Source organism: Enterococcus sp. AZ009 (assembly GCF_050548785.1).
Classification (GTDB): domain Bacteria; phylum Bacillota; class Bacilli; order Lactobacillales; family Enterococcaceae; genus Enterococcus_D; species Enterococcus_D entomosocium.
The window spans coordinates 587317-613081 of sequence record NZ_CP172960.1 but is presented as its reverse complement, the minus strand read 5'-3'; the positions used below and the strand labels follow the sequence as shown (position 1 = coordinate 613081).

24 protein-coding genes and 1 pseudogene are annotated in these 25765 nt (G+C 41.9%); 8 read left to right on the top strand and 17 right to left on the bottom strand.

What is annotated here, in order from left to right; genetic code table 11:
- Positions 1-384 precede the first annotated feature (384 nt).
- Positions 385-1251, top strand: a complete 867-nt coding sequence (locus tag IGJ74_RS02905) for a LysR family transcriptional regulator (RefSeq protein WP_016611302.1) — start codon at positions 385-387, stop codon at positions 1249-1251.
- A gap of 502 nt (positions 1252-1753) precedes the next feature.
- Positions 1754-1906 carry a hypothetical protein gene (locus IGJ74_RS02900; protein ID WP_008377957.1) on the top strand — a complete coding sequence of 51 codons (153 nt, stop codon included), beginning with the start codon at positions 1754-1756 and terminating at the stop codon, positions 1904-1906.
- Positions 1907-1957: 51 nt separating this feature from the next.
- Here IGJ74_RS02900 and IGJ74_RS02895 read toward each other — a convergent pair whose 3' ends face one another.
- From IGJ74_RS02895 to IGJ74_RS02880, 4 genes and pseudogenes are all read right to left on the bottom strand, one after another.
- Positions 1958-2491 (bottom strand): IbrB-like domain-containing protein, encoded by a 534-nt coding sequence (locus IGJ74_RS02895; RefSeq protein ID WP_005232014.1) that lies wholly within the window; start codon positions 2489-2491, stop codon positions 1958-1960.
- A complete protein-coding gene (locus IGJ74_RS02890) occupies positions 2418-2909 on the bottom strand; it encodes a hypothetical protein (RefSeq protein ID WP_050790962.1) in 492 nt (163 codons plus the stop codon). The genes IGJ74_RS02895 and IGJ74_RS02890 overlap by 74 nt, the downstream gene beginning before the upstream one ends.
- 36 nt (positions 2910-2945) lie before the next feature.
- The gene (locus IGJ74_RS02885; protein WP_194187935.1) at positions 2946-4253 is read right to left on the bottom strand and encodes a DUF3440 domain-containing protein; all 1308 of its coding nucleotides are present in this window, start codon (positions 4251-4253) and stop codon (positions 2946-2948) included.
- A 231-nt stretch (positions 4254-4484) separates the two neighbouring features.
- Positions 4485-5009: pseudogene (locus IGJ74_RS02880) on the bottom strand (hypothetical protein).
- 955 nt (positions 5010-5964) lie between these two features.
- On the opposite strand from IGJ74_RS02880, the gene IGJ74_RS02875 reads away from it, so the two are divergent.
- Complete coding sequence (locus IGJ74_RS02875) at positions 5965-6153, top strand: hypothetical protein (protein WP_005227564.1); 189 nt, start codon at positions 5965-5967, stop codon at positions 6151-6153.
- A 414-nt stretch (positions 6154-6567) separates the two neighbouring features.
- Here IGJ74_RS02875 and IGJ74_RS02870 read toward each other — a convergent pair whose 3' ends face one another.
- The 5 genes from IGJ74_RS02870 to IGJ74_RS02850 form a co-directional block, all read right to left on the bottom strand.
- Entirely contained in the window at positions 6568-7494 is a 927-nt protein-coding gene (locus IGJ74_RS02870; protein ID WP_008377949.1) for a LacI family DNA-binding transcriptional regulator, read from the bottom strand.
- A gap of 231 nt (positions 7495-7725) precedes the next feature.
- The gene (locus IGJ74_RS02865) at positions 7726-10089 is read right to left on the bottom strand and encodes an HAD-IC family P-type ATPase (RefSeq protein WP_086372616.1); all 2364 of its coding nucleotides are present in this window, start codon (positions 10087-10089) and stop codon (positions 7726-7728) included.
- Positions 10090-10455: 366 nt separating this feature from the next.
- Positions 10456-11187 carry a class I SAM-dependent methyltransferase gene (locus tag IGJ74_RS02860; RefSeq protein WP_218193224.1) on the bottom strand — a complete coding sequence of 244 codons (732 nt, stop codon included), beginning with the start codon at positions 11185-11187 and terminating at the stop codon, positions 10456-10458.
- 274 nt (positions 11188-11461) lie between these two features.
- A complete protein-coding gene (locus tag IGJ74_RS02855) occupies positions 11462-11974 on the bottom strand; it encodes a ClbS/DfsB family four-helix bundle protein (RefSeq protein WP_218193225.1) in 513 nt (170 codons plus the stop codon).
- A 27-nt stretch (positions 11975-12001) separates the two neighbouring features.
- Complete coding sequence (locus IGJ74_RS02850; protein WP_218193226.1) at positions 12002-12418, bottom strand: effector binding domain-containing protein; 417 nt, start codon at positions 12416-12418, stop codon at positions 12002-12004.
- Between the two features lie 93 nt (positions 12419-12511).
- Here IGJ74_RS02850 and IGJ74_RS02845 point away from each other — a divergent pair, with 93 nt between their 5' ends.
- The 3 genes from IGJ74_RS02845 to IGJ74_RS02835 all read left to right on the top strand — a co-directional run bounded on the left by IGJ74_RS02845 (position 12512) and on the right by IGJ74_RS02835 (position 14539).
- Positions 12512-13420 (top strand): helix-turn-helix transcriptional regulator, encoded by a 909-nt coding sequence (locus IGJ74_RS02845; RefSeq protein WP_218193227.1) that lies wholly within the window; start codon positions 12512-12514, stop codon positions 13418-13420.
- A gap of 40 nt (positions 13421-13460) precedes the next feature.
- On the top strand, positions 13461-13979 hold the full coding sequence (locus tag IGJ74_RS02840) for a helicase (protein WP_255324139.1): 519 nt from the start codon (positions 13461-13463) through the stop codon (positions 13977-13979).
- Positions 13980-14077: 98 nt separating this feature from the next.
- Positions 14078-14539: a GNAT family N-acetyltransferase gene (locus tag IGJ74_RS02835; RefSeq protein ID WP_005232035.1), complete on the top strand. Its 462-nt coding sequence runs from the start codon at positions 14078-14080 to the stop codon at positions 14537-14539.
- A 114-nt stretch (positions 14540-14653) separates the two neighbouring features.
- Here the strand turns inward: IGJ74_RS02835 and IGJ74_RS02830 are convergent, their stop codons facing one another.
- Both IGJ74_RS02830 and IGJ74_RS02825 read right to left on the bottom strand, forming a co-directional pair.
- Positions 14654-15499, bottom strand: coding sequence for a class I SAM-dependent methyltransferase (locus IGJ74_RS02830; protein ID WP_086316882.1), 846 nt, complete (start codon positions 15497-15499; stop codon positions 14654-14656).
- Positions 15500-15879: 380 nt separating this feature from the next.
- Positions 15880-16023: a hypothetical protein gene (locus IGJ74_RS02825; protein ID WP_369596798.1), complete on the bottom strand. Its 144-nt coding sequence runs from the start codon at positions 16021-16023 to the stop codon at positions 15880-15882.
- A 503-nt stretch (positions 16024-16526) separates the two neighbouring features.
- Here IGJ74_RS02825 and IGJ74_RS02820 point away from each other — a divergent pair.
- The gene (locus IGJ74_RS02820) at positions 16527-17018 is read left to right on the top strand and encodes a PH domain-containing protein (RefSeq protein WP_086299101.1); all 492 of its coding nucleotides are present in this window, start codon (positions 16527-16529) and stop codon (positions 17016-17018) included.
- Entirely contained in the window at positions 17008-18477 is a 1470-nt protein-coding gene (locus tag IGJ74_RS02815; RefSeq protein ID WP_061053748.1) for a PH domain-containing protein, read from the top strand. Before IGJ74_RS02820 ends, IGJ74_RS02815 begins: the two co-directional genes overlap by 11 nt.
- A gap of 112 nt (positions 18478-18589) precedes the next feature.
- Here the strand turns inward: IGJ74_RS02815 and IGJ74_RS02810 are convergent, their stop codons facing one another.
- From IGJ74_RS02810 to IGJ74_RS02785, 6 genes are all read right to left on the bottom strand, one after another.
- Complete coding sequence (locus IGJ74_RS02810) at positions 18590-19552, bottom strand: transketolase family protein (RefSeq protein WP_061053747.1); 963 nt, start codon at positions 19550-19552, stop codon at positions 18590-18592.
- 3 nt (positions 19553-19555) lie between these two features.
- A complete protein-coding gene (locus IGJ74_RS02805) occupies positions 19556-20413 on the bottom strand; it encodes a transketolase (RefSeq protein ID WP_087664888.1) in 858 nt (285 codons plus the stop codon).
- A gap of 22 nt (positions 20414-20435) precedes the next feature.
- Positions 20436-21800, bottom strand: a complete 1365-nt coding sequence (locus IGJ74_RS02800; protein ID WP_005232062.1) for a PTS ascorbate transporter subunit IIC — start codon at positions 21798-21800, stop codon at positions 20436-20438.
- A gap of 16 nt (positions 21801-21816) precedes the next feature.
- Positions 21817-22098 carry a PTS sugar transporter subunit IIB gene (locus IGJ74_RS02795; RefSeq protein ID WP_061053745.1) on the bottom strand — a complete coding sequence of 94 codons (282 nt, stop codon included), beginning with the start codon at positions 22096-22098 and terminating at the stop codon, positions 21817-21819.
- The gene (locus tag IGJ74_RS02790; protein WP_061053744.1) at positions 22095-24134 is read right to left on the bottom strand and encodes a BglG family transcription antiterminator; all 2040 of its coding nucleotides are present in this window, start codon (positions 24132-24134) and stop codon (positions 22095-22097) included. Before IGJ74_RS02790 ends, IGJ74_RS02795 begins: the two co-directional genes overlap by 4 nt.
- Positions 24135-24497: 363 nt before the next feature.
- On the bottom strand, positions 24498-25760 hold the full coding sequence (locus tag IGJ74_RS02785; protein ID WP_005232072.1) for a PTS sugar transporter subunit IIC: 1263 nt from the start codon (positions 25758-25760) through the stop codon (positions 24498-24500).
- Between the last annotated feature and the right edge of the window lie 5 nt (positions 25761-25765).

Below are 25765 nucleotides of genomic sequence, written 5' to 3'. Positions count from 1 at the left end.
TGCTATTTTTGCCCCTTACTAAGTAGTCATTTTTTCTACTTTTTAGCTTGTCTATTTTTTTATCTCAGAAAAAAATCAGAATCATTTTGCTTGAATACCCTTCTATCAGCTACTTTTTAAACATCAGTGTCTTAGAGACCAGTTACTTTTGGCTGTTTGAGATCGGTGGTCAAAATCAATTTGGGGATAAGAAAGGAACGACCCCTCAGTTTCCCTAGTGAGCCGATGTAAGCTCCGTTATTTTAAAACCCTTATATCCTTTACCAGAAGGGGGATACACGTTTTAAATAACATTTGTATCTATTTTTTTGATTTACTCTAAAAAAAAGAAATTTTTTCTTCTGACATTTTTTGTATAATTTGGAAAAAGAGAGGGGGACCAATGTGGATTTTATCAAAGAGCTGCACTCCTTTAAAACGATCGTTGAAGAAGGTACGTTTACGAAAGCTGCTGCTAAATTAAACTATGCCCAATCGACGGTTACGAACCATATCAAAAAGTTAGAAGAAGAGTTAGAAGTAGCGTTATTTTTGGAAGGAAAAAGCAATGTACTCACGTTGGAAGGTGAATTGTTGAAACAGGCGGTTCCTGGTCTGATCGCTCAGTGGGAGGAGGTCAAAGAACAGTTGCTCAATGCTTCGAACACAGTCGAATATTCTTTACGGATGGGCATCGTCCCCCCTTATGACATGTTGATTTTACCGGAGCTTCTCCATGTATTTTCCCACCAATACCCAAAAATAAAATTCGAGATCATGGTGGGATCCACGCTGGCATTAGCCGATGCATTAAAAGAAAATCGTATTGATTTTGCGTTATGCTCACTTCCTCACGAAGATTCCTTTGTCTATGAAGAACTTTTCCAAGAAGAAATCTGCTGCATCACTTCGATCACGAACCCATTGATCATTAAGGAATTAGCCGACCTTACAGGAATCCATCTATACAGTTCCGGCGGTGACTGTCCTGCACTTAGAAATATCGAGGGCTACCTTGACCAGTGTGTACCTTCGCTCCAATGGGAATATGTCAGCAGCAGCACGACGATTCCTTATTTGATTGAACAAACAGGCTTCTGCGGTCTAGTCCCGCGTTCGATCATTGATCAAACATGCGCTCAAGTAAAAATTTTATCACTGCCTTTACCGAATCTCCGCATGACGATTGGCTTACTGTCAAAGCAACCATTGACACTTTTCCCGAATATTACAAAAAAGTTTGTCTTTGAGTTAAAAATGCGCTTACTGTAATTGTTATAAAACCAGTTTGATCACGATCGATTTTTATGCAGTTATTCTTCAAAAAAAAATGATAGTATTTATTCTAGCAGCAAAGAAGCAGCGTGAAAACAAATAGCCGCACAACCTCTTTCTGTTCTACAGACGTTGTGCAGCATAGCTTTTCATTTCGCTTATTATTATTCAATCAGATGATTACCTCTTGTTTCGCCACTCACTTTTTGTTATCATTTTACTTTTTTTATGCAAACTGGTACGATTATTCATGCTATCCGCAGGAGATAAAAAAGCCACTGTTGTTCTTTACATTTCAGAATTTTTTACCGATTATAAAAAATAGAAACGTTCTTTCATCCTTTCCAATGTATACTCTACTTTGGAAAAGAACAATCACCAAAAAAGGCTGGACTTGAAAACCGTTCGATCATGTTTTTAGTAGCAGGCAGTTATTGCTCAAGGAGCCTATTTTTGCAATTGTCAGAAAAAATAGACGATGAGAAAAGGAGGAAAAACTATGTTTATCATTGAAGCGATCTTCAGCTTTCTAAGAGACACATTAGGTGTGATCCTGGCCATTCTCTTAGGGACGCTTTGTTTGTCGATGGTGATCAATCTGATCGTTATCGTTGTAAAAAACACCTATTCAAAATTTAAAAAGAATTATTAACGAATCGCTGTCTTCTAATAGATAGCTTTTTTAGATAGTTTTTTCAACCTCTCAGGTCTCTTTTTTGCCTTTATAGTATCTTTTTTCAAACTCAATCCAAGATTTGCTGAATTCATGGTTGGAAAAGGCACTTTTTAAGCCTGAGCGCTGCTTAAAGCGAAAGACCTCTTCGCGGTCCATCCCCAATTCCTTGGCAATTCGTTCATCCGACCACTCGTTAGCGACCAACTGCTGCACGATGTTTCCCATCTTCTCGATGCCATGGGTACCACGTGCTCGATTGTGGCGAATCGTTGAAGCGATGCGATTCTCAAAAGGCTTATCGATCACTGTGACCGGAACGCTTGGCAATTCTAAGCGATCTTTTGCTACGACATACCGATGAAACCCATCGATCAAAATATACTTGTCCTGCTCCTTATCGTGATAACAAACCAGTGGCTGCGTAAAGCCATCTTCCCGAATCGACAGTTCCAGCAAATCCATCTCTGGAGCAGCCACGGTGTTGGGATTATACGTATTCGCGTGAATCTTGCTGACTGGGATCAGCTTCGCCGCTAACACTGGAAAATCGATATCGCTCATGAGGTACTACACTCCTTTTTAGAAATGAATAATTTTTTGTTTGTCGATAGACCGCAAACCCTTTTGACTCCAAAAGTGCAATTTCACTAGGCTGGTTACTAGAAGCGAGAATCTCTGCTTCTGGGTAGTTGCGGCTGATATCCACCAACATTTTCCGTAAAAGAAACTTTTTAAATTGAGCAGTTGGATCTTTTTCATAAAATTCCCCTAGCTCCACTTTATTGACGCCTTTTTCATAATAAGAAAAAGCGGTCACCCGTTTTTCGTCATCAAGAATCACATACCAGTAGCAGTTCTCATCATTGACTAAGTACGGAAATTGCTGCTGATACACCCGTTCCGCAAAAAATGCCCCCATCAATTGATAGAATTGGCTTTTCTTATACGGTGGAAAAAATAAAACCAATCGTTCGTTCACAAAACCCTTCCTCTCTAGGGACACATTCGTCCATCGTTAGGTGATTTTTTTCGTTAAATACTCATATTTGGCATTCAATTTTTTTAACTGATACTTGGGTAAATGCTCGATTCCCAACGCCGCCCCAAAATCGACCGCCAACTCATACAATTCCGTCTCATCTTTTTTCGTCAGACTGTATTGTCGCGTGCTCAAAGAAAAATCATTTTTTTCTAACGCACGAGCGATCCCTTTCCAGTCATGCCAGAGTACTTCGTTTTTCAGCCACTCCTTACGTTTGGTCACATCGGGAATGTCTTCCACTTCGATTCCGTGCTTTTCTCGATAATGATCAATCAAGATCGTGATTTTGCGGTAATAATGGTCCTGTAATTTCTTTGAATAAAGTCCAATTGATTCCAGTAAAAAGACCGCATACTCTTGCCAAGTCATATGACTTGGCTTTCTCGTATTGTAATGCGCCAATAATCCCGTCTGGGCATACAATCGACCAAAATTGGCTCCTGACACGCGGTTGACGACCCGTTCCCACGTTTCCGGTTCCACCAGAGCATATTGGTATAAGCCTTTTCGTTGCTGCATACCATAAGGCTGACAGATTCGCATTTGATGAATCGGAACGCCATGATCATATAATTTTTCATAAAAGCCATTGATCGGCCAGTCAAAATGGGCATAGGCGCCCCAGACATCTTCTGTCTTCCAATCATAGATGGGGTAAAAATTGACGACCATGGAATCTGCTACTTGCCGTTTGATCCAGCATTGCTTCCGAAAGTTATACTTTGGCGAAGTGATCGACCGATATCGGTATAGACTTTCCTGTGTTCGGATGCCAACGCCACAAGCAACGGGTTCACACTGATGATAGTTTGCGTACCAGTGAGCAAAGTTTCGTAAGAACTTATCTGGATTCATATTTGCACTCTGATAGATTTGCATCAATGATTCATCTAAATCAGCAAGTGAAATCGCATCTTTTGGCATCATCTGTACCCACTTCTCACGTTCTTGTTCATCCCACATCAGCCATTGTGGCTGAAATACGCTAGTATTGTTGTCCTCGTAAAAGGGCAAACAGAAGTGAAAGGTTTGATTGATAGTTGGTAACGCTTTGATTTTTTCCATGAACGTTCTCGTAGCATCATAATTTGCCTCGATATCTAAAATCAGCAGATCAAAAGTTTTCTTTTTTTGTCGGGCGACTTGGTCAGCCAACTGAATCATGGCACCGCTATCTTTTCCACCACTGAAAGAGAAATAAACATGGGGAAAGGTATCAAAAATATATTCCAGGCGCGTCATCGCCGCTTCCAGCACATTATCCTTACAATATTTCTTCATAAAAGCTCATGTCCTCATTTTATTTGTCCTTTTTTTGAATAAGTATTACATTCTAGTATAAAGTTTCACTTAGCTTCTTACAAGGACTTAAGGGAGATTTTGCATTCGATACATGCAAATAATTGTTAGCTATCATTGCAATGTGTTCCCCATTGCTCACTACTATTCCTAGTAATCAAGAAAAATAGTAGAAAAATTCCTTCTGAAACAAGTTTTATTGCTTTTCTTGATTCATTCAGCCAAAAGGGTTTGAAGGACTTTTTCAATACGCTTCACTTGTTTTTCATTGAAGTGGGACAGCCATTCTTGATCCGCAAGTAAACGCTGAATCTCTTGCTGAAGGTCTTTGTATCGACTGGCTTCCTGGATGTTTTCAGTCATCTTCAAGAAATTACTAATTTTTTCTCCTTTAGGCAGCAGTACATACTCTTGCTTGATCCCTTCAAACTTGTCTTCATGATCAATCACCAAAAGTTGAGTGATCAAATCATGAGCGATCCACCGATGATAGGAGTTTTTATGGGTATGCAATGCCCAGATCCGTTCCCATTCATCATAAATCAGCTCAGGGTTTTTAACGGCTACTTCTTTAATGATCAAATAACTATTAAAATACTCATTGATATGATTTTGACCATCAACGATATTCTCCACTAGCCTCTCTCTTACCTTTCAATCATCGATCGCCGTTTGCACAAACGGTTGGGGATCAAAGGATGTTGTCTGGAAATGACCTGCGATTTCTGGGTAGTCCATGCTTTCACCTTCTTTAAAAATTATAAGATTATTTTACAGGTTTGAACCTCTAAGTTTATTTTAACAGAATCTATGTGCGAAAAAAGTGGCTTTTATATTCCCCTTCTTTTATCAATCATCCATTCTGATCACGTAGGTAGACTAACGCCACTTTGAATATCATGCTTTTTGGAAAACCTAATTTAAAATTTAAAACAGCTGGAAAGAATCCTTTCGATCCTTTATCCATTAACACTGCTATCTATTGATTTCTTCCGTTCGTCTATTGAGCGCTAGGAAAAAGTGCAAGCTTCCTTTTATATCCTTTTCTGAAAGGAGCCCTTCACAAGAGAACCTGCTGGCAACTGCTTTCTCGCTAAATCCCCAATGTCACTGACACAAAAAAGGAAGTCCCGCGTTCGGGACTTCCTAACGTTCTTTTCTCTTCAAATACTATTTCACGCATAGCTGCGAGATGCTGGATCACGCGTCCTTTCTCCGAATACCTCGGTCGGTAGGCATTTTGATCCATTGTTCTGGTGGACGCTTTCTGATCTTTTTTGGTGCAAACATCAGTTGAATAGTTCTTTTGATAAAGTTATTTCGGTATACGTTTTCCATAACTTCCACGCCCTTTTCAATTGATTTAGGAAGCGGTGACGTCGATCCTTCTTCCTATTTTTATTATAAGCCCCAATCCGGTACAAAACAAACAATTCAGCTGCTGTTTTCTCCCATTCGTTTAGATGAAATCTGTGGTTGCTGCTAAAAAAAGAGGCACATATTCTTGAATAAAGTTCAATAAGCCACCGCATATTTATTGAAAAAAATAATGAAAAATTGCAGAAAAAGATCGAAACTACTCGAGACAAACGCCAAAGGGCTGTGTTTTTGAATGAAAAATCGTTTCACTTTACTTTTCCTTAAATTTTAATTATTATTCTTTTGAAATAAGAATAATGAAGGAGATAAAAACATGGAAAAATACCAAGTGTTCCCTGGTCAAAACTATCAGGCAAATGTTATTGGCTTTACCGGTTTACAAGAAGTTAGTGTGATTCATGTTTACGAGAATACTGCAACTGTTCTAATCAAAGAAACAGCTGAAACAGGTGTTGCTAAGCTATGTAATTTTCTAGTTGGTGCCACACAATTAGTTAGTTGATCCTCTTTTATTAACCAAAACATGAGGAGCCATTTGCCATCCAACATGTTGTAGGAAAACGATTTGAAAGTAGTCCTTTGTGAGCTTGCTCTTTTCCTATTCATCAATTACAGCAGTATTTTTATTTATCTACTCAATATCTCTCTACTTTATATATAAATAGTGTTAGAATGAACAAAAGGAAACGTATCAGGCTTCCCCCAAGAGAATCTTCCCCAAGTACTCTTGTCTGATACGTTTCCTATTTTTGTGGCGAAAAAGCCACAGACCAATGGTAGCCCTTTACTCTGTGAAAAGCAAGCATTCAAAATTGATTTTTTCTTTATTTTTTTATTTTATCTCCTCAAATTCCCTTTAAAAATCAGGCAAAAACACACCTCTCGTAATAAGGTGTGTTCTTTTTTTTGACAATGATTATTCACGAATAATAAGTTCATAAGGCAGAATGATCTGTTCTTGTTTTCTTTCTTGAAACAAGCGAAAGGCTTCTTTGCCGCACTGATTCAGATGAAACTCAACGGAAGAAAAATGCAGCATTTGACTGATGAGCAGGTTTTCTTGTCCAATCACGATGGGTGCTGTCCCGTGGGAGTATTGATTCAAAATCATTGCTGCGATTTCGTCTCCATTTGTGATCACCCCATCGATTCCTCGTTCTTTAAAAAAGGCTGCTGCGGAAATCCCGTCTTGTGCTTTGATACAATCCCAATAAATATCGGCTTCCGAAAAAGCAGGAAACAGCTCCTTGGCTTTTGCGATGGTATTGACTGAATTGCAGCTAAGACGTTTGCTGCGCCCGAGCGTCAGTCCCAAACGTTTTACGCCTTGTTCTTTTAAATAATTGATACTAGCTGTCACAGAGCCGACCAAGTCGATCGCAACGAAAGGAACAGCAGTACCGGTCGAATTTTCACAAAAAACGATCGGTCCTTTTTCCATGTAGGGATAAAACGTCTCGATATGATTTGCACGGGTAATAACGATCAATCCGTCAAACCCTTTTGCAGCGAATTCTTCTAGATATTCTAGTTCCAATTTCCGATCAAAATTGGTCGGCAATAACGTCACTTTGTATTTTTTAGCAAAGGCTTCTTCCATAATGCCATTTAGAATCCCATCAAAAAAGGCGTGATTGACAAACGGCACGATGACCCCAATATTATAGGTTTTCCCCGAGCTGAGCTTTTGGGCGATCTTATTCGGTTTGTAATCCAGTTCTTCCATCACCGCCAAAATCGCTGCTCGCTTTTGCTCATCGACATAAGGATGGCCATTGATCACACGAGAGACTGTCGTGATCGAAAAACCAGTGATTTTTGCTATATCGCGTATCGTTGCCATTTCCTTCATTCCTATCTGTTTGTTTTACGATTGACCTAAGTCTACCATAGAAAATTTACTGATTCACTTTCGACAAATTTTCTGAAAAGGTCCCTCGGTTGATTGTACGGTATGAAACGAGTTTCATAGCAAGACTTAGACTCCTTGAAAATAAAAGAAATTTATTTATAAACAAAAACTGATTGCTTAGCAAGCTACAAGCGCTACTTAAGCAATCAGTTTTTCTACCATTTACTGAATCATTTCTTTTGACAAGCTTTTACGTTTCTTCGTATACCTTCGCATCAGTAACTCGATGCCCTTATCCGCAAAGCGTTGCATATAGGCGGAAAAATTCAACAAGGCAATCAAGAGAATGAGGTTGAGATAGCTGGTATTGCCTAGGTTAAAGAGGTCACGACCGACGATCAAGGCAGCAAAGTACAAGATCTGGGTGCTGAAAAAAATCATCGTTCGATAGCTGTTGATAGCTGGATAGACTTTTTTCTGGATCAAGCGATAGTTCCAAGCGGTAAAAATAATACTCATGATCGATAGAGCTTTGCTGCTACTGTTGAACCAATAGCCAAAGTTGATGATCAGCAGAGTTCCTACCGTAATCGTCAATGCTGTTGGAAAAGCATTTTTGAAAATCGTTGTCATAAATTCCCCTTTGATCCGATTGAAGTCTGGTTCAAAGTTTAAAAAGAAGGTCGGAATGCCGACAAAGCAGGCATTGATGATCGTTAATTGGATCGGCTCAAAAGGATAGGTCGTTCCTGATAACAACGTCCCCATAGTGATCATGATGGAGAATAAGACTTGCACTAGCACCAATGAACCTGAGCGAGTAATGTTATTGATTACTCGGCGGCCTTCATCCATGACCGATGGCAAAGCATCGAATTGATTTTCCAAAAGCACCAAATTTGATACTTGACGCGCAGCATCGACACCGGAAGCCATCGCGATGGAACAGTCGGCTTCTTTCAGCGCCAAAACATCGTTGACGCCATCGCCAGTCATCGCGACAGTATGCCCTTGTTCTTTCAAGTAGAGTACCATTTCTTTCTTTTGTTGCGGCGTCACTCGACCAAAAATCTGATAGTTGCTGACAGCTTCTTTTAATTCGGCTGCAGTTAATTTTGATACATCGATAAAATCAGCAGCCCCTGGTAGATTGACTTTTTTCGCGATTTGACTGACTGTCACTGGATCATCGCCAGAGATGATCTTGCATTGGATTGCTTGTGAACGAAAATACTCCAAGGTCTCTTTGGCATCTTCACGGATCGTGTCTGACAGTAAATAAAATCCTAACGGTTCAATATCCGTCGGCAGTCCTGCCTCCTCATAGCCTTGCGCACTGTGCGCCAAAACGATCACCCGATAGCCTTCTTCTGCCAGCTGTCTTTCCTGTTTTAAGACAGCTTCATGGTTGGTTCCCAGTAAAATCGACGCAGCTCCGATGAAATAAGTGCCTTGCCCTTCAAACGTGACACAACTGAATTTGCGGTCAGATGAAAAGGGGACGACTTGCTGCATCTGGTAAGTCGTTTTTTCTGAAAAAAAGGTTCGTAGCGCCATTGCCGTTGGGTTCTGATCGGGTAGCTGCGCCATTAAGTTGCCGGTGATTTCTGCCAACGGTGTTTCCGATTGTAAGGAAATCGTCTTTTCCACCGTCATCTTGCCTTCGGTGATCGTGCCGGTTTTGTCTAAGCAAAGAACATCGACCCGTGCCAAAGCATCAATGCAGTTCAATTCCTGCACCATCACTTTTTTGCGCGCCAGATAGACGGCACTGATGGTCAATGTGACACTGGTCAATAAAAACAAACCTTCGGGGAACATCCCTACAGCTGCCGCCACCGTCCGTAAGATGGCGGTGTTGAAAGCCGCATGAGAGAAATAGAACTGTTTGACAAACAAGAGGGTACATAACGGTACCAAAATCAAGCTGATCCAACGAATGATTTTATTCAAACTGCCTTGGATCAAGTATTTTTGTCGTTTGATGGTCTTGGCTTCTTTGTTGATTTTTGCGATATAGTTATCAGCGCCTACGTGGATCACTTGGCACAACGCTTCACCAGCAGTGATAAAACTGCCAGAAAACAACTCGTCTGCCGGCTGTTTGTGGATCGTATCCATTTCACCAGTCAGCAAGGATTCATTGACTTCTAAAGATCCTTGAATGACTTTGGCATCCGTCGGCACTTGATCCCCGCTTTTCAGTCGTAACACATCATCCATTACGAGTTTGTGGATCGGCAAATTCTCCAGCTTACCATCCCGATAAACATCGGCTTTGGCAACTTTTAGCAGTGCCAGCTTATCTAGCGTTCGTTTGGAACGAACTTCTTGAAAGAGATTGATGATCACATTGCTGAAGACAACAAAGACGAACAAACCGTTTTGATAAGAACCCGTCAAACAGACGAGAAAGAATAGGACACAGTTGATTAAATTGAAAAAGGTAAAGATATTGGTAAACAGGATTTTCGGGTACGTATTCGTCGTATCCTTTTTTGTCTTATTGACTTGACCGCGCTGCACCCGCGCCTTGACTTCCCCTGACGTTAAGCCAATGGTTTGGTTGTTTTCGATGATCCTCACCCTTTCTAATCATAGTCATTTACTTTTCGTTTGCTGAATATTCAGCAAACGTGCATTGGACTTGGGAATGGTTTTGCGTTTTTTCTATAAAACCAATTGGCGGCGATTGCGTAAGTTACGCCATCATCTATCGGCTTTTTTCCGTAAAAAAACAAGTACTGTCTAAAATATAGCATACCCTTTTAAGTAATGGCGTTTCATTTTTGTCACCTTCGCGTCACTTTAGCAATTAAAATAACAGTTTATTTTGTTAACTCAACCCACTACACATCAAGCGATCACAGGCTTCATCGGTTGTTTCTTACGATGACACAAAACAAAAAAACAGCTGATCTTCACAGATCAACTGTTTAACAATTCTTTAAGTCAGCTTTTTCTAGCAGCTATTAGCAGCATCATTGGTCGGCGCATTTCGTCTTTCATTCCCGGTACTTCCAGTAATTCTTCTGGCGGCTGCGGCTCAATCACTTTTTCTAAAATGAAGCCGTTTTGCAATAAGGTCATTAAATAGGTTGTCAGGGTACGATGGTATTTGGTCACCGTTTCATTTAAAAATTGCGCTTCCCGCTTGCCTTCATAATAGTAATGATCGACTGGGAAATGCTGGATTTCCCCCTGCCTATCATACTGCCAATCTTGCGATCCTTCCGCAGTATAAACCGGATGCTCCACCGAAAATACGAGTACACCACCAGGTTTCAGCCAGACCGATATGCTTTTGATCAATGTTTCGAACGTTGCCACATAGTGAAACGCCAATGAACTTAAAACAACATCTATTGTGGCTGGGGGAAGTGTCACTTCTTCCATTGCGACACATTGATACGTTATTTTCGGATCAGGGTTCCTTTTCTTGGCCTCCTCAAGCATCCGTTGAGAAATGTCCGTTCCTAGTACTGCTGCCGCTCCATGGTCTACAGCATATTGGCAATGCCATCCATACCCACAACCTAGGTCAAGCACCTGCTTCTTTTTAAAATCCGGCAACATTTGTTTTAGCGTCTGCCATTCTCCAGCTCCTTGCAGGCCTTTTTGTGAACGAGTCATTTCACTGTATTTAGTAAAAAACGTTTGGTCATCATATTTGTTTTCTTTCATCATTTGTTCCTCCCATGTAAATCGTTTTTTGCTGGTCTTGATCTACATGGGCTTAGGCAATTTTTTGGGAAATAATGCCACCACACATCAGCTTTTTCCTCCTTGCTCTGATTAACGCCATCATAGCACGATTTTCAGTCTCTCACAATTGATAGCAAGTCGCTGGCGCTTCTTTGCCATTGTTTCTCAATGAACCGTTTTTTTATGTACAGCAAAAAATCACACTATGAAAAGGGTGTGATTTTCCTGTTCGATTCATTCATTTCTCTATTGATCAATGCAGTGCTTCCTTTTTCCATTTTCGGATTTTCGTTCGGAAATTGGTAAAGGGTGCTACTGTATTGATATGGATCCATTTATAGACTGGCCACTGTGCTTTGGTGGTTGCCCAATCCCGCTGCCCTGCTTCAAACAATTCCTGATCGGATAAGCCTTCGATCCACTGGCAAAGGGCCGTCACTTTTTGGTCTAAGAGCTCTTGCTGCTGTGCTAAGGTCAAACTGCCATATGTCTGATAAAAGGATTGATACAATCCGCCAAGGTTGTTCCATTTATACCCTTCAGCAGGTGTGTGAACGCTCATCCCTTGTTGTTCCTGTGCTTCCCATGACAATAACAAACTGACCCAGCCGATTTGGTAAGACAAGTTTTCTGAAGGCGTCTTATCGACCCCAACTGTTCGCTGATTTCGTAACGCTTCGGGAATTTCAACAAATTCTTGGCGAAATTTTTGGTAACGTTCTGTGATCTCTTGGATCAAGTCTGCTTTGCTTTCGTACTGTCTCATTGACTGTCCTCCTATTCAGGAAAATGGTTACTCTTTGTCGCTTTCTTCAATGGCGATAAAAATCGTTACTTCGCCGTCTGGCGCATACTGTTCGAAATCAAAGGAATACCTGCGCTGCAACTGCTGGTTTTCTTCCTCTGACCAGACTTGACGCCAAGTAGTCAGAATGCCCTGCGCATCGCGCCGATCGATCGGATACTTTTTCCAAGTAAATTTGTCTGTATCAAAGTCTGCTTGCTCCGTTTCTTCGAAACAAAGCGAAACGGCATAGTCTCCTTGATAGTTTGACTCATACTCGTGGTAAACGCAAGCGATGACCGTTCCTTTTTCTGAGGCTTTCTTGACCGCCTCGCTGTTTTTCTCCCATAAGCCAGTGATTTTTGCTTGAATCGCTGGATCAGTAAAATTATTGGTTCTTTCCGTTGCCATTATCGAAAATTTCATTAGAGTTCCTCCTTCTTTGTCTTTATGATACGATAAAAACCTAGACACCTTCTGTCAGTGTTTTATCATCTTTTTATAAAAGGAGTAAACCAAGTGAGCACGACACGCCTGTTCGGCCTTATCTACCACCTGTTGAATCATGAAAAAGCAACGACATCTGAATTAGCCAAACAATTTGAAGTCTCGACTCGCACCATCACAAGAGACATCAATACCCTAAGCAGTATTGGCGTGCCCATCTATACCGAAACGGGTCGAAATGGCGGCGTTTATCTGTTAAGCAGTTTTGTGTTGGATAAAGTGTTATTATCAGAGGAAGAACGAAAAAACCTACTTTTGGCGTTGAAAGGGATTCGCCAGCTAACGCCACAGATCAGCGGAGAATCATTGGCAAAACTGCAATCCTTATTCCAGCAAAACGATGCAGACTGGCTAGAAGTTGATTTTTCCACTTGGCATCGGCGAGAAAACGGCAACGACACGTTTGATTTATTAAAAAAGAGTATTTTAACGAACCACGTGATCACCTTTGACTATATCAGTAAACAGGGACCGCAAAAACGCGTCTGTCAGCCTTACAAACTGCTTTTTCGTTCGCAAGCATGGTATCTGCAAGCCTTCGACCAGCAAAAGAATGCCTTTCGGACATTTAAAATCAGCCGCATGAGTCAGGTCCACGTCACTGAACAGCATTTTTTTCCGGTCACTGCGCCTGATTCTGCCATTGAATTGACTGTTACCACCTATCCTGCGCGTCTATTCTTTCAAGCCGACGTTCTTTATCGGGTATATGATGAGTTCGATCATCAGGATATTACTTTGACGGAGGAAGGCACTGCTGTGGTTACCGTTGATTTGCCCGAGGAAAGCTGGGTAGTGCCCTATTTGTTCTCTTTTGGAAAAAGCCTACGCATTTTAAGTCCCCCTCGACTAAAGAATCGTTACCAAGAAGAAGTTGCTGCGATTTATGCCAATTTGTCTGAGAACGAGGGCGCGAACTGATTTTTTAGGAAAAAGATCCCTATTGAAAGGAGTGTTTGATTTGAAGGAAGTGATCGTACAGTATGGCGGGGTATCGCTAAACCGCCTTTGCCAGCAGTTGGAAGAAAATCAGATTCACTTAAACGCGTATGCCAACCAGCTCTTGCGCCATCCCCAGCTCTCCTTCAGTGCCGATAAACAGCGTGCTGCTTGTGTGATTGTTCCCCTTAAAGAACTGGGACTCCCCCAAGGCGGCTCTTTGACGGAGATTTTTGCAGCTGCGCCTCCTTATGGATTGACTTGTTGTACCTTGGAAATGGCCTTACACTTTCGTCTTAGCTATCGTCAACTGGCAAATAGTACCGGACTGAAATCCCAAGGAAAAGCGCCAGCTGCCGCAATCACGATCGCTTCTGTGCCTTTGGAAAAAACCGACGATTTCCCCAAAGGATTCTACGTTCGCCGCATCGATGGGGTTGACTGGCTACGAGGCTATACTTGCAATGCACGCCACCAGTTTGCACCGGATGACCTGTTTTTGTTTCAACGACGAGACCCGCTGTCAGAGACCTTCAACTGAAGGGGGAACAAATAGTTACCAATCAAGCGTCCCCATTTCCCCTTACTGCAATCATTCTGCAAGATAGGGAGAATCCAAAAGGACGAAAGGAGAAATAGATGAACTTAATACCAATGAAAGACAGCGACTACGCTGCCTACTTAGCCAATGCTGTTTTCGAATACGCCAATGACAAAGTCCAAGCAGGCACATGGGCCAAAGACGAGGCCCTCTCCCTCGCCAAAGAAAGCTTTGCTTCTTTACTTCCTCAAGGGACTGCCACTGAAAACAATCACTTGTTTTCTTTATTTGCAGCTGATTTTAGTGAACCGATCGGGGTGATTTGGATCAACACAGCTGCCCAGAAAGCCTTCATCTATGACTTTATCATCGAGGAAGACCAGCGAGGAAAAGGCTATGGAACCAAAGCGTTACAAGCTTTGGAAAAGTGGGCGATCCAGCAAGGCATCACTGAGATCGGCTTGCACGTTTTTGCCCATAATCAATCTGCGTATCAGCTATACAAAAAAATGGGCTATTTGGAAACAGATATTACGATGGTTCGACGTTTCGCTGAATGAGTAGTGTTGAATAGGCCCGATCATTAGTACGAAAAAATTGATCGATCAGTTCCGAGCCAAACAAAAAGAAACGACGAAAAATCATCGTTTCTTTTTGTTTCTATTTACAGAAAACTACTCTTTCAGTTGTGGCTTCTTCAAAAGTATCGCCATTGTTGAATCTTCTTCGCTATAAGGACTGCCTTTAGCATCGCCAAATACCTCACAGATATCAAAGCCTGCAGCCTGAACTTCCCTCAGCAATGCATCTTTTGTAAAATAGGTCGTCCATAAGTAATAATTTGTGGTCTCACCTTCTGCTAAAATCGTTGTTTGCTCCAGCAAGACGTGATCAGGATATTTCCATCGTTGATATAGCACAAGATGGGGCTCCCCCCGCCAAAACCCTTCTGATTCGTGACTTTCCCAGGTCTGCTCTTCATTAAGCGTTAAAAACTGTGCAATCGTAAATACATCGAACAAAAATTTGCCACCCGGTTTTAGATGCGCCAGCACATTTTTTAGCAGTAGTTTGCGTTCCTCTGGATTTAAGGCACCATAGTCGCAATAAATCAAGGTAATAAAATCAAATTGCTGAGGCAATGCCATCTCCAAATAGTTATCAAATAGATAGGTAATATTTAGTTCCCGCTTATTCGCAGAATCTCTCGCATAGGTAAGGGATCTTCTGGAGTAATCAACGCCTGTCACTTCATAGCCCAGCGCTGCAAATTTTTCCGCGTAGATCCCTGGTCCGCAACCGATATCAAGAAGTTGCGTCTGTTTTTCTGGCGGAACAAGGCGACTGATCCATCGAACGGATTCGTTGATAAAGTCAACCTTTCTACTAGCTCCCTCAAAATCAGGATCCAAATGAGCCTTTAACATTTGCTTGGAAATATACGCATCGTCCCAAAACGCCTCTGCCATTTTTTTATAGAGCGGTGGCCGCTCGATTGCCTTTCTCAATTCTTGGTACATCTTATTTTCTCCTTTCAAAATAATTGAAAAACAAAAAAGACCGCAGATTTCACTCTGCGGTCAACCTTCAAACGATGAAGATCAAAAAGCGAAGAGTAAAATAAAATCAATGATAGGCACTTCAAATAAAACTGCATGCAGTCAATTTTTTGCCTATGAAATTGATTTTATTTACTCTTTTCCAGTCCTACCCCTGTTAACGAAGGAATAACAGCAGATAGGCCGGAGCCATCACCTTTTTCTCTTGTTTTTCTGCTTTTAGTTTAGAAGGCGCTAGTCGATTTGTCAATGGGAATCGCCTGCTTTCCTTCGATAAAAGAAGTTCTTACTGCAATTCACACCTTGCCTAACAAAAAAACTGCATCAAACTACGTCTTTGCTTACTGTCGCCTGCTGATTTTTTCAACAGGAAGCTGGATCTCAGTCAGCCCTTCCTCTTCACTTTCTTTATTCCAAATACCATCAATATAGCTTTCACGAAAAGGCACTTTGATTCGATAGCCGTTGCTTTCAACAAACTGGATAACTGCAGCATAGGCTTTCGGAAATTCTGCATAGGCTCCTCTATGGACCGTACAAACTGCTTCTGGTACTTCTTCTATCTGCCACTATCTTGTGATGTATAAGAAACAGCCCCCCTCACTTTATCTCCACCAATCCTATTGGTCAAAAATAGTACGACCAGCGGTATTCCAATACCAAAAAGGTCAGTTGATCAATTGTTTTGCGTCCATTGATTTCTTTTGACAGCCCAGCAACCTCAATCATTTTTTCCACAGCAATCGCCCCTTTCTACTAAAGCATACTGTCTCCTCTTGAGGGAGAGTCAATAGCAGATTCGCTTTTTTCATGACGAACAAACTCATTCTCATTGGTTAGCTAAACGTGGCTTTTTCTTTTTTTACCTATTCGCAACAATATTTAAATCACAATTAACTATTTTTAATTCCTGACCTTGTTTTTTTCTTCTATCTCCACTATATTTGTGGGTAACCCTATTTATTTCTATGTAGAGAGGATGTTTCCCTTGAATTATCCCTTATTAAATGAACAAATGCCTCAGACCATCATTCGTGTTTGGCGGTTGCGAAGGATTACGTCACTGATTATTTTCAGCCTGATTTTCGCTGCTTCTTTTTGGTTTCTAGCCACGCAAAACTGGCTGCATTTCTGGGTGATCACCCTTTGGTCAAGCTTATTGGCGCTGACTTTGATCAGCCATCTGCTTTCTTTTGTGCTGATGAGCTACCGTTACACATTCCATCGCTACGAGATCCAAGAAAATGATATCGCCATTCAACACGGCTATCTATTCCGCAGCACCACGTATATTCCGATCCGCCGAATCCAGCATATCGAAACAGACCAAGGGATCTTTTTGCGAAAATACTCCTTAGTCTCCTTACAGATCCATACGGCTGCCACCAACCACACCATTGAAGGCCTACCAGTGGCGCAAGCCGAACGCTTGCGAGAAACCATTATGACTTTAGTCGAGGTGGTCAAAGATGATCTATGAAAAACAACGACTGCCGTTGCTGTGTATCGGTCTTTATTGGTTCAAAAATTGCAAAAATTTTCTGGTACTAGCGTTTCTGCTTGTATTCAAATTATTCAACGACGCCCCTTCTTTGCCAATGATTCTGGGCGGCATTCTGCTATTTTTACTGGTCTGTTTGATTTTTGCGGTACTGTCATACACCCGCTTTACCTTTCAAATCGATCAAACGAGTGTGCTAGTCAACAAAGGACTCTTTATCCAAAAACAAACGATTTTGCCGTTTGAACGCATCCAAACCATTCAAGAGAATCATTACTTTTATTTACGTCCGTTTAAACTAGCTGAAGTGAAATTGGAAAGCGCCGCAAGTTCGAGTGGCGAAGCCGAAATTCTTTTCCCAGCGTTGCCGCTGGTTCTCATTGCCTCCATCGAAGCGTCAAAAAAAGCAGCTGCGACACCACAAGAGCCGACTGCCCAAGCAGCTAGTGGAGAAGAACCAACCAATAATTACGCTACTGTTTTTTCGGGTGAGGAAACAGCAAATCCGCCGTTAGAAACATTCACTTTGAAATTCAAGGAGATTTTCTTGTTTTCTATCACTGATTTTTCTGTTTTCACCTTGGTTCTAGTCATCGGCTACAACGTGATCGACAACATTCCCAATCTCTTTGCCTATGCATCGGATTTGCAGCAACTCGGCCTTTTATTTGGTGCTGCGCTTTTGCTGGGGCTGTTAATTTTGTTTTTCTTTCTTGCGATTGCTAGAAATATTTTCCGCTATTATGGCTTTACGGTGGAAACGAACCAACAACAGCTGCTGATCACGCAAGGCTTGTTTTCTAAACGACACCAAACGATACCCCTCGCTAGGATCCAAGGGCTAAGTGTCGAACAAAATCTTTATCGCCGAATCTTTCATCTAAGCTCCGTCAAGTTACTGCTGGCTGCTGGCAGTTCTTCAGAAAGCGATGATACGGTCTATCTGTTCCCCATTTTGAAAGAGGCGCAGCTGACCGAAACATTGGCCCGCTTTTTACCTGAATGGTCGTTTCAACAAACCGCTCTAGTGAAAAATCCGCGACCCAACTTTTGGTACTTTTGCCGTTGGCCACTGCTTATCGGGCTGCTTGTTGTAGGAATCTCCGCCTTCTTTTTCTGGTGGTTAGCGCTGATTTTCTTCGTGTTCTTTGGCTCCTTCGTGTTATCAAGCATCTGGCGGGGCAAAATACAAGGGTATCAATTTTTAGATAACCATGTATTGTTGTGTCAAACGATTCGCGGCTTAACAAAGGTGACCGCTTATCTGAAGAAAAATAAAATCCAAGATTTCACCGTCACCACGACGTATTGGCAGCACAAAAAAGGTCTGGGCAAGTCACAGTTGACCATCAAAACCGAAGATACCTTCACCGAAAGTAAGCTTTTCTACTTCCCATTAACCGAAGCAGAAAAGTTACGGCGCTGGTTTTTGTCGTAGTTCATAAAAAAACGTCAAACAGCAGAACTGACGCGTTGTTTGACGTTTTTTGCAAGTCCTGAAATAAATGAGAAGGAAGCACCAACCATTGATTCGTTGATGCTTCTTTTTTCTATCCCCTGACCTTCCCCTCGACGATTTGCTGCTTGATTGAAGCAGCATCTAAGCCATATTCTTTTTGCAGGAAATCGGGTGTGCCGACTTGACCGAATCGTTCGTTGACACCAATACGTTTTAAGGGGACAGCACTGCCAGTTTCAGCAAGCACTTCGGCGACGGCACTCCCTAGTCCACCGGTGATAGAATGATTTTCGATGGTGATGACTTGCCGTTTTCCCTGAACTTCGCGGATGATCAATTCTTTATCGATCGGTTTGATGGTGAACATGTCGATCACTTCGCAGCTGATTCCTATTTCTGCTAATTCTTCTGCCACTTGCAGTGTTTCAGAAACCAGTTGGCCACTGGCAATCAACAACAGTTCATCGCCTGGTCTTAAAACATTGCCTTTTCCTAGTTCAAAGGTCGAGCCTTTTTCATAAATCGTCGGAACCGCTTTCCGATTGCCTCGTACGTAATGAATGCCGGATAATTGGCTAAAGGTGTTTATGATCCATGCCATTTGGACTTCATCCGCTGCATCGCAGACGATCGACTGGGGAATCATTCGCATCAAAGCCACATCTTCCCATGTCGTATGGGTGCCGCCGTTGTGCCCGACTGCAAACCCTGGATCAGAACCGTAAATATTGATCGTATTGCCGCCATAGCCGCCAGAAATAAACAACTGATCGAATACCCGGCGCGTTGCAAATGGCCCAAAAGTGTGGATAAAAGGTGTATAGCCAGTTAAACTCAAGCCAGCAGCGACGCCAACCATATTGGCTTCCGCGATCCCCATGTTGATAAAGCGTTGGGGATGTTTGTTGGCAATCGCTGTCCAGCCGCTGGCAGAGCCAAGGTCGGCATCCAACGCAACTAGCTGGTTGTTTTCATCCATGAGTTCCACCAATGTGTCAACGACACATGTTCGCAGCTCTTTACCGGCAGCAGTGGTTTTGCTTAATGTAAACATGCCTTAGCGTCCTCCTTCGATTTTTATCGTCAACTCTTTGATTGCCGCTTCTGCCGCTTGATTGATTTCATCCGTGGTAAACTTCACGGATTGATTGGCATCTAATTCTTCAAAGAAAGGAATGCCTTGTCCTTTCACGCTGTCCAAGACAATGCAAACCGCTTGGTCTTCGATCGCTTTGCAGCGCTCGATTGCCTCATCAATGGCTTGCATGTCTGCTCCTGGAACTTTTTCTGTATAAAAGCCAAATGCAGTCATCTTCTGCTGGATGTCAAAGGGATCAAGAATGTCTTTGGTTGGCCCATCTAGCTGTTTTTTATTGTCATCAATAATGACGATACAGTGATTCAGTTTGAAGTGGGCAATGTATTGGAAGGCTTCCCAGCACTGTCCTTCATTTAGTTCGCCGTCCCCGACGATCAAATAAACAAAATTGTCCTTCCCTGCCAAGCGCAGACCCGTCGCGATCCCGGCAGCCATGGAAGTCCCCTGCCCCAGTGAACCTGTGGTGGCATCAACCCCCGGCGTTTTCCAGCGATCCGGATGGGAAGGCAGTCTCGTGCCGCCCTCATTGATCGTCCATAACCACGACCGATCAAAATAGCCCGTATTTGCTAATGCACTGTACAGTGCGGCGCCAGCATGTCCTTTTGATAAAACGAGTCGGTCACGATCCGCCCACTGTGGATCTTGTGGATTGACCCGCAGCTGTTTGCCGTACAAAACGGCCAATAATTCAACAATTGAAAAGGAACCGCCCAGATGGCCTTGCCCCATTTTCTTGATGCTGCAAAGGGTATCTAAACGAATCTTTGCCGCTAATCTTTCGAGTTCGTGGTATTCTTGTTCACTGATTGCCACTATTTATCCCTCCATCCTCTATTTATTCAGAAACAGATTTTGCCCGGCTGTTTTTCTTGAAAATCGTCAATCCGATCAAGACCGCGACTACCGCAATTATCCCTGAGAAGATGGCGATTTGACCGCCCATATTGGCTAAGTTTCCTAGGAAGATCCCTGCAACTCCATAGTCGGTATCAGAGAAAGTTGATCCTTGGAACCCAAGATCCCCCATGACTGGCATCAACAAGATCGGCATGAAGCTGATAATGATCCCATGAATAAAGGAACCAATGACGGCGCCTCGCACACCACCCGTTGCATTGCCGTAAACACCTGCCGTTGCGCCACAGAAGAAATGGGGCACGACACCTGGAATAATAACGGTTGTTCCAGTGAAGACCATGATGATCAAACTAACGATTCCACCGACAAAGCTGGTTAGAAAACCAATCAGAACAGCATTTGGCGCATAAGGAAAGACAATCGGACAATCCAATGCAGGAATCGCATTAGGAACAAGCTTTTCGGAAATTCCTTTAAAGGCTGGTACGATTTCTGCCAAAATCAGACGGACACCAGCTAAAATCACAAAGACACCAGCGGCAAACGAACCGGCTTGCTGCAACGAATAAATGATCGAGTTCGTGCCATTGCTAAGATTTTCTGTAATAAATTCACTCCCAGCAAAAATTGCTACGATCACGTATACAACAGCCATCGTAATCGTGATACTAACAGTAGAGTCCCGCAAGAAAGACAGGCCTTTCGGAAAATTGATGTCTTCGGTAGATTTTTCCTTATTGCCCACGTATTTCCCAATCAACCCGCTCAATGCGTAGCCGAAGTTCCCCGTATGCCCCAATGCGACGGAATCATTTTTAGTAATTTCTCGAGTAAACGGTTGTGCGATCGCTGGGAAAATCGTGTTACAGATCCCTAACGCTAAGCCGCCAAATAAAACTAGATTAAAAGTATTCATTCCAGTAACGCTCAAAATCACCGCAATCATGCACGCCATATACAACGTGGCATGCCCAGTCAAATAAATGTATTTAAAGCGAGTGATACGGGCAATCAAAATATTGAAGGCCATTCCGGCTAACATAATAAGTGCGGTATAGGTGCCGTAAGTCGTCAAAGCCAGCGCAACGATCGCTTCGTTATTTGGGACGACCCCTTGCATGTTAAAGGCTGCTTGGAACATCTCCCCAAATGGCGCCAGAGAGCTTTCGATCACCCCAGCCCCGGCAGTGACCACGAGAAACCCAACAAAGGTTTTGATGCCCCCTTTGACGATCGTGGCAATGTCTTTTTTCTGCAGTACATTCCCCAAAACAGCGATCAGCGCAACTAAGATCGCTGGGGTACTCGCGATATCAACAAGAATATCTAAAAATTCGTTCATGACTGTCTACTCCTTTTTATAGTAATCCTTTTTCCTGACAAACGGCTTGAACCTTTTGCTTCAATTCATCGAGATCGATAATACTGTCTAACACCACGATCTCACCTAGATGCTGCGCACTATCGGCTAAATCGCCACCAACGAAGAAAACATCCGCCATATCGGGTGCGGCACTTCCTAAATCATAATGGGACACTTCCACACCTGAGACACCCAATTTATTTAATACAGAATTGATATTCATCTCCACCATAAAACTTGATCCTAATCCTGATCCACACACTGCTGCAAATTTCATTTTTCATCTTCTCCTTCTCTGATCACTTCAATTATTTGATCCGCATTGGTTGCGGAAAGTAACGCAGTTAGTTTTTCATTATTCGACAAAATTTTTGTTAAACTCGCTAACGCTTTTAGATGGAGCTCATTGTCAACTGCTGCCAAACATATAAACACTTGAATGGGGTGTTGCGGATCATCATTCAAAAGCACTGGCTCTTTGACTTTTAATAACGACATCCCGATCGCATTGACCCCATCTTCTGGACGCGCATGAGGCAAAGCGATGCCTTTTCCAATATGGATAAAAGGCCCATGATCCACCACTTTATTGATCATGGCGGTTATATACTGTTCCTCAATTTTATTGGTCTTTTTTAATGGCGCAGCAGCTTCTCGAATGGCTTCTTGCCAAGCCAGCGGCACCTCAGTAAATTGGATGGTTTCTGCTGTTAATAAATCTGATAACATCGGACGTTGGTCTTCCCTTCTATTCAATTCTCGATTGATTTTTCTTTGCAAAATTTTTCTCAGCTTTTGCTTACTGATGCCTGCTTTTAAATCAACATAGGGCAAAATCACTTCTAACACATCGTCAATGGAATGCAAGCCAGTTTTTGAAGGAAAGAATGCCGCTTGTACGTTTCTAAGCAGTTCATCCTTCTCAATGGGCGTCATAATCGGATTGATCACATAACATGGCCGTTTGGTTTTGATCGGGGCACTGGAAAAAATCAGATCAATCTCTTCATTGAAGCGAACATTTTCATACTCTTCGATCGAACGAGCCGGCAAAAAATGGATCTGGGGAAACAGTTCCTTTAATTCTGATTCCAAAATCAAGGATGAACTGATGCCGCTTGGGCAGACAACTAATGCATTCAATTGGAAGTAATCACGTTTGGCCTTTTGTTTACTGATTTCTCCACCAAACAAAATCGTAAAATAACCGATTTCTTCATCAGGGATCGTACCGACTAGGTCTTCTAAAGAACCCAGTGCTCGTCTCGTCAGTTCAAACAACTCATTGTATTGCAGCTTGATTTCTTCAATCAGTACATTCTCCAGTGGAAAACCGTAGCGGATTCGAAAATACGCCGGGACAAGATGATAGAATGTGTTCATCAAAAGGGTGCGATAGTCCACAAACTCGATAGCTGCCAGCCGTTCCATTTCATGAATGATCTTACTGGCACATTCCAATAAAAACTCTAATGAAGTATCTTCGATATCTCCTTGCAGAATCGTTTTCAACAGGATCGTTACATAAAGTTCTTCTGTTTTCCGATCTTTGATGGCAGGAAATTCTGCTAAAAACTGCTGACTAACTTGATGGATATGCAGCGACTGTAGCAGCGATGTTTCTGTCTCCGCTAAAGAAACAGCCGTTTCTGCCATCCGAAAGGATAAATAATTAAGAAAATAAAGCATTTCTTCGAAGCGGCTCGGTACGATCACCAGATTGAAGGCAGTCAATGTTGCGGACAAACGATCTCTTATTTGAATATACATCGTTTTATTCTGCTCATAGATTCCCTCAAATAAAAGCAAATTCCCATTTTTCGTATTGGATAACGCACTGACTTTTCGAAAAGCAAGAGCGCGAATCTGATATTCCTCTCCCTCTAGATAAAAGCCATATTTTCGAGAGTACAATAGTTGAATCTTGAAAGCTGCAAGTTCCTCTCTGATCCCCTTTAAATCCTTCAAAATCGTATTTTTACTGACATAGAACAGCTCTTGAAACTGGTAGACGGATAAGTCTTTCACTGCTGAAAAAGTCAGAAGATAAATCATGGACCGCCGCTCTTCTTCCGAAAAAAACAACGTGTTCTTCTGGACATCGAAAAGAATTTCCGCCCATTTTCGTTGAATCAGCGAAGGAATCAAAACTTCTCCCTCATGCATCGTGATTCGTTGATTCAACCGCTGTTCAGTGATTTGATTGATCTTGGCAATCTCCGCCAGAAATTCCTCATCCCTCCACTTCGTCAACTGAAGAAACGCCTCAATATTTGGTTCTGAAAACAGATACGTCAATTTGAAATGAATCATATTTGCTACCCCCACCTAAACTATAGCTTGCACAAAATGAAATCGCCATCATTTCTCGGTACAACTGAAGCTCCGTTTTTTTTTAACGATGGACCGAAGAGGAGATTTCAAGGATTACCATAACATCCAATAAAGTATTCGAGAAGGTTTTATTGATAGAAGCAAATGATAAAAAATACAACATTAAAAAAAGCGAATCATTTACTGATTCGCTTAGATAATGATGCTATTTGTTGTTTTATTATTGAAACTATCAGAATCATGAAGGACAATCGTCTTTTTTCCAATATACTTTTTTAAAGTTATTTTCTAATACCTAAAAATACTTATCTTAATGAATGATGGAAAATAGGCTTCTTCTATCTACTCACTTATACTCACAGGAATCGTTGTTCCCGTTTCTTGCGCCTCTGCGGTTTCATTTTTCACTTGCTGCTTTTCCAATATTTTGAAAAATGGCATATAAATAAAATATGAAATGAAAATCGATACAAAAGACCAAACGGCTGCTCCAATACTACCATTAGTAGCTAAATAAGGACCAATAATAGGAGGAATAGTCCATGGAACTTGAATAACAATCGGTCCTACTATACCAATATTCATTAAGATATACGTACCGATACATAGGACCATAGGCGTTGCTATAAACGGAATAAGCATTACAGGATTCATCACAATAGGCAAACCAAAAATAACCGGTTCATTGATACAAAAAATAGCTGACGGCAAAGATAATCGTCCAATCGACTTATACATCTTACTTCTGGAGTGGAGCATATTTAACACTAGACCGAGTGTTGCTCCAGTTCCGCCTAAACACATAAAGACAATCCAAAATCCATCGGCAAAAACATGAGGTACTTCTGCACCACTTTGAAAAGCTGCCGTATTATCAGCAAGATAACTTAGGAAAACAGGGGTCGCAATTCCAGACAAAACATTGTCTCCGTGGATTCCACATATCCATAGCAAACAAACGAGAAGTGTGTATAACAGCATGCCTGGGAGTGTTCCCATCCCTTGCATTAAAGGTTGGAAAACAATAGTAATGATTTCATTGATATCAACCCCTAATAAAGTTCTGACGATCCATATAACGGTCAGAATAAATGCCCCTGGGATTAACGTTGCAAAAGAGGTTGCTACAGTGGGCGGCACACCTTCTGGCATTTTTATTACAATATTGTGAGTGACAAACCATTTAAAAGCATGAGTAACAAAGACCCCAACAATGATCGCGGTAAACATACCACTAGCACCAAAATTAGCCAAATTTATCGTCCAGTCATCGTTTAATGTTGCTAGAAGAAAGCCGATAGTTGTGAGCATCGAATTAGAAATAGCATCAACACCAAACTCTTTTCCTAAATGATAGCCTATACCAATGGCTGATATCAGTCCAAGGATTCCGAACGTAACATTGACTGGTGCATTCAACTGGGGCCCCCAATTTGACACAAAATCCATCCATGACTGTATTGGAAAGTTACCAATGATTAGGAAGATACTTCCAACAATAGTAAAAGGAATCGTCATGGAAATCCCATTTCTTATAGCAACTAAGTGTTTACTATTGCCTATTTTCAGCAATATAGGCAATACCTTGTTCTCAATGACCTGCATCTTTT